12 protein-coding genes are annotated in these 11,720 nt (G+C 54.7%); 3 read left to right on the forward strand and 9 right to left on the reverse strand.

Annotation, left to right across the window (positions count from 1 at the left end):
• Positions 1–226: 226 nt before the first annotated feature.
• From EKL30_RS14520 to EKL30_RS14555, 8 genes are all read right to left on the reverse strand, one after another.
• Positions 227–886, reverse strand: a complete 660-nt coding sequence (locus EKL30_RS14520; protein ID WP_126707971.1) for a nucleoside triphosphate pyrophosphatase — start codon at positions 884–886, stop codon at positions 227–229.
• 59 nt (positions 887–945) lie between these two features.
• Positions 946–2,382 (reverse strand): pyruvate kinase, encoded by a 1,437-nt coding sequence (gene pyk / locus EKL30_RS14525; RefSeq protein ID WP_126707972.1) that lies wholly within the window; start codon positions 2,380–2,382, stop codon positions 946–948.
• Between the two features lie 42 nt (positions 2,383–2,424).
• Positions 2,425–2,895 carry a 23S rRNA (pseudouridine(1915)-N(3))-methyltransferase RlmH gene (gene rlmH / locus EKL30_RS14530; protein ID WP_126707973.1) on the reverse strand — a complete coding sequence of 157 codons (471 nt, stop codon included), beginning with the start codon at positions 2,893–2,895 and terminating at the stop codon, positions 2,425–2,427.
• A 9-nt stretch (positions 2,896–2,904) separates the two neighbouring features.
• Positions 2,905–3,303 (reverse strand): ribosome silencing factor, encoded by a 399-nt coding sequence (gene rsfS / locus EKL30_RS14535; RefSeq protein WP_126707974.1) that lies wholly within the window; start codon positions 3,301–3,303, stop codon positions 2,905–2,907.
• A 22-nt stretch (positions 3,304–3,325) separates the two neighbouring features.
• Positions 3,326–3,931 (reverse strand): nicotinate (nicotinamide) nucleotide adenylyltransferase, encoded by a 606-nt coding sequence (gene nadD, locus EKL30_RS14540; protein ID WP_199748583.1) that lies wholly within the window; start codon positions 3,929–3,931, stop codon positions 3,326–3,328.
• Positions 3,922–4,827 carry an oxygen-dependent coproporphyrinogen oxidase gene (gene hemF, locus EKL30_RS14545; protein ID WP_126707975.1) on the reverse strand — a complete coding sequence of 302 codons (906 nt, stop codon included), beginning with the start codon at positions 4,825–4,827 and terminating at the stop codon, positions 3,922–3,924. The genes nadD and hemF overlap by 10 nt, the downstream gene beginning before the upstream one ends.
• A 43-nt stretch (positions 4,828–4,870) precedes the next feature.
• Entirely contained in the window at positions 4,871–6,166 is a 1,296-nt protein-coding gene (gene purD / locus EKL30_RS14550) for a phosphoribosylamine--glycine ligase (protein ID WP_126707976.1), read from the reverse strand.
• Positions 6,167–6,234: 68 nt separating this feature from the next.
• Complete coding sequence (locus EKL30_RS14555; protein ID WP_126707977.1) at positions 6,235–6,966, reverse strand: YebC/PmpR family DNA-binding transcriptional regulator; 732 nt, start codon at positions 6,964–6,966, stop codon at positions 6,235–6,237.
• 112 nt (positions 6,967–7,078) lie between these two features.
• On the opposite strand from EKL30_RS14555, the gene EKL30_RS14560 reads away from it, so the two are divergent.
• A complete protein-coding gene (locus tag EKL30_RS14560; RefSeq protein WP_126707978.1) occupies positions 7,079–8,593 on the forward strand; it encodes a helicase HerA-like C-terminal domain-containing protein in 1,515 nt (504 codons plus the stop codon).
• A gap of 102 nt (positions 8,594–8,695) precedes the next feature.
• A complete protein-coding gene (locus tag EKL30_RS14565) occupies positions 8,696–9,763 on the forward strand; it encodes a tartrate dehydrogenase (RefSeq protein ID WP_126707979.1) in 1,068 nt (355 codons plus the stop codon).
• Here EKL30_RS14565 and EKL30_RS14570 read toward each other — a convergent pair.
• Positions 9,747–10,634 carry a DMT family transporter gene (locus EKL30_RS14570; RefSeq protein WP_126707980.1) on the reverse strand — a complete coding sequence of 296 codons (888 nt, stop codon included), beginning with the start codon at positions 10,632–10,634 and terminating at the stop codon, positions 9,747–9,749. The genes EKL30_RS14565 and EKL30_RS14570 overlap by 17 nt on opposite strands.
• An 80-nt stretch (positions 10,635–10,714) precedes the next feature.
• Here EKL30_RS14570 and EKL30_RS14575 point away from each other — a divergent pair, with 80 nt between their 5' ends.
• The gene (locus tag EKL30_RS14575; RefSeq protein ID WP_126707981.1) at positions 10,715–11,701 is read left to right on the forward strand and encodes a quinone oxidoreductase; all 987 of its coding nucleotides are present in this window, start codon (positions 10,715–10,717) and stop codon (positions 11,699–11,701) included.
• The last annotated feature ends 19 nt before the right edge of the window (positions 11,702–11,720 follow it).

Raw genomic sequence — 11,720 nt, forward strand, 5'->3', positions numbered from 1 at the left:
CTGCCCACACAACCGGCCAGCCGGATCAGCGAACTGCTGCCGCATAACTGGAAACCCTCTTGTTGAGTTAACAGTGTTAACTCCATCGATCCATCGAGACGGGTTGCCCGAACGCTTACTTCAAAGATTTTTAGAGAGACACTTGTTCGCACTGAACGACTGAACGACTGAACGACTGAACGACTGGGCGCACTGCGCTGGCAGTGTCGTGCTTTAATGTGGCGGCTTAAGAAGGCTGATGGCTTGCGAGATACGTGGTGGATGTAGTCGTGTCCAGCGCGGTTTGGAGGAGCCGCCAGGTTTCAAACACGGGCAATCCCATGACGCCGGTATAGCTTCCCGATATGTGCTCAATGAACACGGCTGCCTTGCCTTGTATTCCGTAAGACCCTGCCTTACCGAAGGGTTCCCCCGTCGCGCAATAGTCGTCGATCTCTTCGTCCGTCAGAGTTTTAAAACGGACTTCCGTGATCGATACATCTTCAATAAGAAAATCTTTGTGTGCGAGCACGACGGCCGTGTGAACAGCATGGCTACGGCTGGATAAACGAGCGAGCATGGCACGTGCATCGTCAAGATCCGCTGGTTTACCCAGGATATCTTGATCCAGTATCACCGTGGTATCGGCTGACAAAAGCGGGCGCTGAGCATCTGCCGAATTTAGCAAGCCTGCTTCATTTTGACTGGTCAGCCAATGCCTTGCACGAATGGCCTTTTCTTTCGCCGTACGCAGGACATAGTCCTGGGGCGTTTCATTGAGCAGTTGCGGTTCGTCTTCTCCTTCAGGAGACGGCACGTGAAGAATCTCGTGCTCGACCCCCATCTGGAGAAGAATTTCATGCCGACGTGGGCTGGCGGAAGCCAGATAAATAACGGGAAATGTCATCAATAAACTTGGCGCGCGGCTAGGAAGGCTAGATGGCTATATTGGAAGAGGCAAGCCTGCTAGCTTACCTTCAATATTTTCATGCCGTTCGTCGCGCCACTATAGTTGAAGTCGCCCTGAGTCAGGATAATCCAGTCGCCTTCCTGCAAAAGCGACTGCTCTTTGAGAATCGCTATGGCTGCTTCACTGACGGACAACCCATCACCACCGGTTGTATCAAACGCTACGGGGTACACACCGCGAAACATGGCCGCGCGACGTAGCGTTCCAGGGTGGCGCGTGTAGCAATAGATAGGCACGCCGGATCGAATTCGGGACATGATCAGTGGCGTATGACCACTTTCAGTCAGGGCGATAATAGCTTTGACGCCCGGGAAATGATTAGCCGCATACATGGTAGACAGGGCGATGGTCTCGTCACAGCGCCTGAAGGTCTCACCAAGGCGATGTTGCGAGCGCGTGGTTACAGGCTCTTGTTCGGCTCCAAGGCACACGCGGGCCATGGCCGCCACCGCCTCGACAGGGTAGTGTCCCGAGGCGCTTTCGGCAGACAGCATGACCGCATCGGTATAGTCCAGAACCGCGTTGGCGACATCGGACACTTCAGCCCTGGTCGGCAATGGGCTGTTGATCATGGATTCCATCATCTGCGTTGCGGTGATGACCAGCTTATTATGCGTGCGAGCATGTTGGATTATCCGTTTCTGTATACCGACCAGACGGGCATCACCGACTTCTACCCCAAGATCGCCGCGCGCAACCATGACGCCATCGCTGACCAAGATAATTGCGTCTAAAGCGGCGTCATCGGCTACCGCTTCGGCTCGCTCAATCTTCGCGATGATCCAGGCCTTGCTTCCCGCGGCTTCAACCAGCCTGCGCGCTTCCTCGATATCGCTGCCGTAGCGCGGGAAAGATACCGCAACATAATCCATTTCAAGCTCGGCAGCGAGCTTGATGTCCTCCCGGTCCTTATCTGTAAGGCTGGGTGCTGAAATTCCGCCGCCGCGCCGGTTTATACCCTTGTTATTGGACAGCGGGCCGCCCACCGTGACAACGCAGTGCACGGCGTGTTCTTCCACGTTTTGGACCAGTAATACAACACGGCCGTCATCCAGTAATAATTCGTCGCCTACATGGCAATCGCGCACCAGGCTCGGGTAATCAATGCCGACGATAGTTTCGTTACCTTGATCCGAAGGGTGCGAGTTCGATAGGGTGAAAGGGTCACCGGCTTTAAGGTTTATTTTGGTGTTAGTGAACCGGGCGATGCGGATCTTTGGGCCCTGAAGGTCGCCCATGATGGCCACATGCGTGCCCAGCTTTGCCGATAGGGATCGAACCAGTTCAACGCGCTTGCGGTGATCTTCCGGTTCGCCATGCGAAAAGTTCAGGCGGGCGACGTCCATGCCGGCACGGATCAATTGTTCGACTATGTCGGGACTGGAACTGGCTGGACCTAAGGTTGCTACGATTTTACTGCGGCGTTTAATCATGACTGCGGTGGCTCCATAAGTTTGAGCACTCAGCCCGGAAACTCAGGCGCGGTGGTATGGGTGACCGGTCATGATAGCCCAGGCCCGATAGAGTTGCTCGGCCAAAATCACTCGCACCATAGGGTGAGGCAGGGTAAGCGAAGAAAGGCGCACCCTTCCGCTGCAGCTTTGTTTCAAGGCGGCATCCAAGCCATCGGGCCCGCCTATCAAGAAAGCGATATCCTGGCCGCTGCCACGCCAGTTTTCGAGTTCGTGGGCGAGGCCCATAGTGTCCATATCTTTGCCATGTTCATCAAGGGCAATTCGGGTGGCACTGGGCGGTAGGGCGGCTTCGATGCGACGGGCCTCGGCCTGCATCATTTGAGCGGCGGTCTTGCCAGAAGTACGGGGCTCCGGCTTGACCTCTTTAAGTTCGATCGCACAATCGGCAGGCATGCGTCGTGCATAATCGCGCCAGGCAGTTTCCACCCAGTCGGGCATACGCACCCCTACCGCGACTACGACGAGTTTCATTGTTTGCTGTTATTCGTCGTCGTTGTAGTCGAACGATTCAGGCATGCTTGGCTGAGTCGATTGCGGCAGCAGCTTCACATTTACGGGCCTGCCGCCCCAGATCTCTTCAAGATTGTAGTATTGGCGAATGGCCGGTGTCATGCAATGAACAACGATGTCGCCCAGGTCGACAAGCACCCATTCCCCGGTATCCTGGCCTTCGAAGGCGATGATCGGTATTTTGCTTTCCCGGGCGCTATCGGCGACGCTGGACGCAATCGCGCGCGTTTGACGATTGGAGGAACCCGAGGTAATGATTACGCGGTCGAACAAGCCGGTAATGTGTGTGGTGTTGAAGATTTTGATGTCTTGTGCTTTGACGTCTTCAAGGGCGTCTATAACAAGGCGTTGCAGTTTTTGAATATCCATGGGTGAACTATACAATGAGTCGTTAGGCAACAGGCGCTAGATAGAGCCCATTTCGTTGAATATATTGCGCCACAGCAACATCCAGCAATCCATCTGTGGAATCGCCGCGGGCGAGCCGGCGACGTATCTGGGTTGCGGAAATCGTGCTGGGCTCGAAGGGTAATTCGACAAGTTCGCGCCCCGTTTGGCGAAGATGTTGTGCCAGCGGCTGGGGCGCAATCAGTGGTGTGCCAGGACGCTTCGCAACGGCCAATGTGACTAAGTCAGCGATCTCCTGCCAACAATGCCACGAGCAAAAATTTTGCAGCTGATCGGATCCGAGTATCCAGTATCGGTCGGTACTGTCTGAAATCTGCCTAAGTGTGTCGATGGTGTAGGTCGTTCCGCCCCGGTGGATCTCGATAGGATTAACATGCAGGTGAGGATGGTTCTGCGTCGCAATTTCGAGCATCGCAAGGCGTTGCTCTCCGGTGGCAGTCAATGGATTTCGTTGCCATGGATCGGCAGCCGGAATCAGCTGAACGTTATCAAGGTCTAGCGTAAGTCTGGCTGTTTCAGCCAACGCAATATGGGCCAAATGCACAGGATCGAAGCTCCCGCCCAGCAATCCTGATTTCCTTATAGCCATTGACGTGGTTTCAGGTAGTCCGACAATGCCGCCTCGGGTGTGCCCGCTTCGGGAGTCCAGCAATAGCGCCACGCGGCCATGGGCGGCATCGAAAGCAAGATGGACTCGGTGCGTCCGCCCGACTGAAGGCCAAACAGGGTACCTCGGTCGAAGACAAGGTTGAACTCGACGTAGCGTCCGCGACGATAGGCTTGGAAGTCGCGCTGCTTTTCCGTATAGGGCATTTGCTGCCGTTTTTCCACAATAGGCATATACGCGTTCAGTAAGGAATCGCCCACCGAGCGGGTCAATGCAAAGCTGTGGTCGAATCCGTTTTCGTTCAAGTCGTCGAAGAAAAGGCCCCCAACGCCGCGGGTTTCACCACGATGCTTCAGATAAAAATACTCATCGCACCATTCTTTATAAGCGTGGTATTTACCGACGCCAAATGGTTCTACGGCATCGTGACAAACCTGATGAAAGTGTCGCACGTCGTCTTCGAAGGCATAAAACGGTGTCAAGTCGAGGCCGCCGCCGAACCAGAATACGTCTTCTTCGCTTTCTTGATTGGCCCGGGCCACAAAAAGCCGGACATTCATGTGGACGGTAGGCACATAAGGATTCCGAGGGTGCAGAACCATAGATACTCCCATGGCTTCCCACGAACGGCCGGTTAATTCACGGCGATGTGCGGTGGCAGACGGCGGTAATGTTTTGCCCTGTACATGGCTGAACAGTACGCCAGCACGCTCGAATACCGCGCCGCCCTCTAGATAGCGCGACAAGCCTCCACCGCCTTCTTCACGGGCCCATCGGTCTGATTGGAAACTGCTGCCATCGACGTTTTCCAGAGCCGCTACGATACGTGCCTGCAAATCAATAAAATAATCGTAGGCGGTTGAAATGGGAACGGTCATGGAAAAGGCTTCCTTGTGTTTCGTGCCGAAGCAGGGCGATGTGTCATGTGGAGCTAGCTGCGGCCGGTATGGCACGCCATCCGATATCTGTGCGGTATTGCTGGCCGTCGAAGTGGGTCTGGGCGATTGCTGCGTATGCCGCAGATTGTGCACGTTTTACGGAGTCGGCCAAGACGGTAACGCAGAGCACCCGGCCACCCGCTGTTTTTAGTACGCCATTATCCAGCGTCGTCCCTGCATGGAACACCATACATTCGTCGGTGTCCTGAGGCAAGCGGCTGATCGTGTCGCCGGTCCCCGGTGTACCGGGGTAGTTGTGGGCAGCCAATACCACCCCTAAGGCAGTGCGACGATCCCAGTCGATCGTGGCTTCGCTTAGCCGGCCCGTAACGGCAAGTTCGAATACCTGCGCCAAGTCGCTTTTTATGCGCATCACGATGGGCTGGGTTTCCGGGTCGCCCATGCGGCAATTGAACTCAAGCACCTTTATCGAGCGCGTTGTGTCGGTTCCGCTGCCTATCATAAGCCCCGCATACAGAAAGCCCGTGAAAGGTATGCCATCCTTGGCCATGCCGGAGATCGTTGGATGAATGACTTCACGCATGATCCGGTTATGCAGTGCCGGACTGATTACGGGCGCTGGGGAATAGGCTCCCATACCACCCGTATTAGGGCCTTCGTCATGGTCTTTAAGACGCTTGTGGTCTTGGCTGGTCGCCAATGGCAGTATGCTACTTCCGTCACACATTACGATGAAGCTCGCTTCTTCGCCCACCAGACATTCCTCGATAACGACGCGTGCTCCGGCAGCACCCAGCGATCCGTCGCCTAGCATTTGATCTATGGCTTCACATGCCTCGTCGGTGGTGTTTGCCACGACGACGCCTTTGCCCGCTGCCAGTCCGTCGGCTTTGACAACGATCGGAGCCCCTTGGGCCAAGATATAGGCCTTGGCTTGAATCGGATCGGTAAAGGTTTGGTAGTCTGCAGTAGGAATCTGATGGCGTACCAGAAACGCCTTGGCAAAGTCTTTCGAGCTTTCCAGCTGTGCCGCTGCCTGTGTGGGGCCAAAAATCTTCAGTCCAGCCAGCAAGAAAGCATCGACGATACCGGCTGCCAACGGCGCTTCGGGGCCGACCACCGTGAAGGCGATCTTCTCGTTTTTTGCGAACGCAATAAGTTCGTCGATATCGCTCAATGGAACGTTTTGCAACATAGGTGTGCGCGCTGTTCCGCCGTTTCCGGGAGCAACGTATACCGTCTCGACACGCGCAGACTTCGCCAGACCCCAGGCTAAAGCATGTTCGCGGCCACCGCCACCGATTACAAGTAATTTCATAGTAAGAGAAGAAAGATGCTGTTTAGGCGATTGGTTATAGTAAAAGCTGAAGAAGGGGACCTGTGTCCCTATTCCGACTCATTCAGAACGGCGGTGGTATAGACCTCCTGGACATCGTCCAGGCCCTCCAGCACATCTAGCATTTTTTGCATTTTGATGGCATCTTCACCGGTAAGCTCGGTTTCGCTCAAGGCCTTCATGATGATACCTTGCTCTTCAGGAACGAGCGAGGCCTGCTCGAAGGCGGTCTTGACCGCCGCATAATCGGCAGGCGAGCATATGACTTCAATAACGCCGTCTTCATCTGTCTGGACGTCTTCTGCCCCGGCTTCAAGTGCCGCTTCCATTACGAGCTCTTCCGAGGTGCCAGGTGCGAACAAAAACTGGCCACAATGCTGGAACATAAACGCGACCGATCCTTCCTGGCCCAGGTTGCCGCCGTGTTTGCTTAATGCGTGTCGAACCTCGGCCACCGTACGTATGCGGTTGTCGGTCATGCAGTCGACAATAACGGCGGCCCCGCCTATGCCATAGCCTTCATAGCGAATTTCTTCGTAGTTGGTGCCATCGACTCCGCCTGCACCGCGCTGTATCGCGCGCTGGATGTTTTCTTTCGGCATGTTGGCTGCCATGCCTTTATCCCATGCCATGCGCAAGCGCGGGTTGGTATCCGGGTCAGCACCACCGGCGCGTGCCGCGACGGTGATTTCGCGGATGATCTTTGTCCAGAGCTTGCCCCGTTTGGCATCTTGGCGACCCTTGCGGTGCTGGATATTCGCCCATTTACTGTGACCGGCCATAAAGTGTCATTACATTGAAGGTAAAGAAGGTGATTTTACCGCGTGCAGAGGAAGGAGCATCGAATTACACTTGGGCATTCCCTTTACCCCTGTTCCGGAATGGTAAATACATATGGCCGAGCCTATCGTTATTGCAAAAAATGACCACGCGGAAGCACTCCTGCTTCCTCAACTTGCCAACCGACACGGCTGTATTACGGGGGCTACCGGAACGGGAAAGACCGTTACCTTGCAAGTGTTAGCGGAAGCGTTTTCCCGTATGGGTACGCCAGTATTCCTGGCAGACGTAAAGGGTGACTTAAGCGGAATTTCACAAGCGGGCGTGGCCAGCCCCAAGCTGCAAGAACGGCTCGCCAAATTAGGGTTGCCCGAGCCGGCGTGGGGCGGCAACCCCGTCGTCCTCTGGGACATCTTTGGCGAGCAGGGGCACCCCGTACGGGCCACCGTTTCCGACATGGGGCCATTGCTGTTGGCTCGTATGTTGGAACTTAACGATACGCAGGAAGGAGTCCTTAGCCTTGTCTTCAAAGTCGCCGACGACGAAGGTCACTTGATACTGGACCTTAAAGATCTGCGAGCCATGATGCAAGACGTCGCTGACCGGGCAACAGAATTGCGTACTCGCTATGGCAATGTTTCTTCTGCCTCGATTGGGGCGATTCAGCGCAGCCTGTTGCGGCTCGAATCGCAAGGCGCCGATCAATTTTTCGGTGAGCCTATGCTGGATATTTTTGACTGGATCCGCGTCAACGAAAAAGGTCAGGGAATCATCAATATTCTGGCCGCCGACAAGCTCATGCAGTCGCCGCGTCTGTATGCCGTGTTCTTATTGTGGATGCTGGCAGACTTGTACGAAGGCCTGCCAGAAGTCGGCGATCCTGAAAAACCGAAGTTCGTGTTCTTCTTCGATGAAGCTCATCTTTTATTCAACGATGCGCCCAAGGCCTTACTCGAGAAAATCGAGCAGGTTGTGCGCCTGGTTCGTTCCAAAGGGGTAGGGATTTACTTCGTCACACAAAATCCACTGGACATCCCTGATACCGTATTGGGCCAGCTCGGAAACCGGGTACAACACGCGTTACGGGCGTTTACTCCCCGCGACCAAAAGGCGGTAAAGACAGCGGCTCAAACTATGCGTCCCAACCCGTCTCTCGATATCGAGGCGGCCATAACCGAACTGGGTGTGGGCGAGGCGTTGGTGTCAATGCTTGATCCCAAGGGTCGTCCCACCGTTACTGAACGAGTTTGGATGTTCGCCCCCGGCAGTCGTATTGGTCCGGCAGCCGATGCCGAGCGGCTGGCGATACGCAATGCCTCGCTGTTGGGCGGGAAGTACGACAGAATGGTCGATCGTGAATCGGCTTACGAAATTTTGAAAAAGCGGGCAGACGAACTCACCCTCAACGATCCCGCTAAGCCAGGCGAAGCGAAGAGTAATTCAGCTGGCAACGCCGACGCGGCGAATAGCGGTCTTATGGGCACCGTAAGCGACTTTCTTTTTGGCTCTACCGGTCCGCGTGGCGGGCGCCGCGACGGTGTCGTACAGTCAGTCGTTAAAAGCGTTGCACGCCGTACCGCGAACGAATTGATACGCGGCGTGCTGGGGTCGCTCCGGGGGCGCCGCTAACGCCTGATAATTTTGCCTTGGCGTCGCAACAGCAAATATGTCCGAATCTTTTACTTATTTAACTCAGTAATCGTTTAACTTAAAAATAAAGAGAGAACCACAGTGTCGAAAGTTCATAAAGTCGCGGTAATCGCTGGCGATGGTATTGGTAAAGAAGTGATGCCCGAAGGCTTGCGCGTCATGGAAGCCGTTGCTAGCCGGCATGGCATACAGTTTGAATGGGATGTTCTGGACTGGAGTTGCGATTATTACGCGAAACATGGCCGCATGATGCCTGAAGATTGGAAAGAGCGCCTTAGCGATCGGGAAGCGATATTCTTCGGTGCAATTGGCTGGCCCGATCTGGTACCTGACCATGTCGCCTTGTGGGAATCGCTATTCAAATTTCGTCGTGAATTCGATCAATACATCAACTTGCGTCCGGTTCGCTTGATGCCCGGGGTGAAGTCGCCGCTGGCGGACCGCAAGCCTGGTGATATCGACTTTTTCATTGTGCGCGAAAATACCGAAGGCGAATATTCCAATAGCGGCGGGCGGCTGTTCGAGGGCACCCAGCGTGAAGTCGTTATTCAGGAAAGCGTTTTTACGCGCGTGGGGGCCGAACGCGTCCTGAAATTTGCCTTTGAGCTTGCACAAAAGCGTGGCAAACATCTTACGGCGGCCACGAAATCGAATGGTATATCGATTTCCATGCCTTGGTGGGACGAACGCGTCGCTGAAATGGCGCAGCAGTATCCCGATGTGCGCTGGGATAAATACCATATCGATATTCTTTGTGCCCATTTCGTGCAGCATCCCGACTGGTTCGACGTGGTGGTTGCGTCCAACCTTTTTGGCGATATTTTGTCTGACTTGGGCCCGGCTTGCACGGGTACGATCGGTATCGCCCCATCGGCCAACCTTAATCCGGAACGCACGTTTCCATCGCTGTTCGAACCCGTGCACGGTTCGGCGCCCGACATTTACGGCAAAGGCATTGCCAACCCTATCGGCCAGATCTGGAGCGGGGCGATGATGCTCGATTTTCTGGGCTACCCGGAAGCAGCGAAGGAAGTAGTCAAGGCCATCGAAACGGTACTTGAAAACGGTCCTCGTACGCCGGATATGCGCGGAAACGCCAGCACGCAGGAAGTCGGCAAGGCGGTGGCCGACCTTATTGCGAAGGGTTAACCGCTGTAACGGTTTTCTTATCCGATTTTCTCAGACCCGACCACACGATGGCGCCGATCATCAGTACGCCGCCAAATAGTGCTCGGTTGGAAGGGTACTGGGAAAACAGTATTGCGGCGAAGAAAATGGCGTAGATGGGCTCCAGCGCGATCACAATACCCGCGCTGCGAGCCTTTAATGTCATCAGGCTGGAGACCAGTAGATAATGAGACAGGGCGGTGCAAAATACACCCAGCAACGCGATCCATAGCCAATCGATAGCAGCGAGCCCAGTAACGGCGGGAAAAGTAAAGGGCAGCGTAAGAAAAGCGACGACCAGGTTTTCCCAAAGCGCGACTTGTTGCGCCGGTATACGAGCCGCTGCACGACGATTGATTAGCGTAAAAACGGCGAATGCAAAACCGGATAATATCGCCCATGCAAGCCCTATGGTTGCCTCGTTCTGAAGATCGAAAGACGGCGTAACCAGTACTAGACCCACGCTTACCAAAGCCAATATAAGCCATTCTGAAATACTGATCTTCTCTTTAAAGAAAAGGCACTCACACACCGTGATGAACGCGGGAAAGCTGGCAAATCCAAGTGTCGCCACGGCGACACCAGCGATCTTTACCGCGATGAAGAAGGTGATCCAGTGCACCGCCAGCATGCCGCCAGCACCCGCCAGCACCCCGAAACTTCGGACACTGAGCCCTTGGGTCCACGATGCACCTTGATAACGAATGAAGGCGAATAGCGCGAGGACGGCGAAGCTCGCGCGCCCTGCGGTGATGACCATGGCATCAGCCTGGATCAGCTCGCCAAAGATGCCGGTCAGGCCAAAAAGAATTGCCGCGCTATGAATTGCAAAGAGGGCGCGTTGACGATTCATATTTTCAGCTAAATGATTGCATTAAGGATCTAAACTAGGCACTATTGTCGCGCACGTAATATTTCAGCAAGGAGTCCGTTTTGGAAAACCAGGTCAAAGCAATACGCATCGAGAAAAATGGTGGCCCCGAAGTACTGAAACTCGTTTCGGTAGCTGTGCCGGCGCCCGAAAAAAACGAGGTAACTATACGCCAGAAAGCGGTAGGCCTGAATTTCATCGACATCTACTACAGAACAGGGCTTTATACACACCCTTTGCCTCATGGGCTGGGCTTTGAAGCCGCCGGTATCGTTGAAGCGGTAGGGGATGATGTCACGCATCTTAAAGTGGGTGACCGGGTGGCCTATGGCCAAAGTCCTTTGGGCGCTTATGCCGAGGCACGCAATGTCCCGGGGAATCGTGTCGTCAAGATTCCCAAAGGCGTCTCATTCGAAGACGCGGCGGCAATCATGCTAAAAGGTCTGACAGTGCAGTACTTGTTCCGTCAGACGTATCGCTTGCAAGGGGGTGAAACGATTTTGTTCCATGCTGCTGCGGGCGGTGTCGGCTTGATTGCGTGCCAGTGGGCGAAAGCGTTGGGCGTAAAACTTATTGGCACGGCGTCTAGCCCCGAGAAAGCAGCATTGGCCAAAGCACATGGTGCGTGGGAAGTTATCGATTACTCTAAGGAAAATGTAGTAGAACGCGTCAACGAGCTCACGAATGGCAAGAAAGTGCCAGTTGTATACGACGGCGTAGGAAAAGACACATGGCTGACATCGCTCGACTGTCTTGAACCACGTGGTTTGATGGTCAGCTTCGGCAATGCTTCGGGGCCCATCGACGGCGTGAATCTGGGCATACTGGCAGCGAAAGGTTCGCTCTTTGTGACCCGTCCGACGCTGGCGACCCATGTACCCACCCTGGACAAAATGAAAGCTGCTTCTGACGAGCTGTTCGGTCTGGTTGCCAAGAAGAAGATCCAGATCACTATCGGTCAGCGTTTCGCCTTAGAAGACGCCGGCCAAGCCCAAGATGCACTGCAAGGCCGCAAGACCACAGGTGCGACCATACTTACGCTCGACTAATTCCTGCCTAAGGCCAGGC

It is taken from the genome of Candidimonas sp. SYP-B2681 (assembly GCF_003971065.1).
Lineage (GTDB): Bacteria > Pseudomonadota > Gammaproteobacteria > Burkholderiales > Burkholderiaceae_B > Pollutimonas.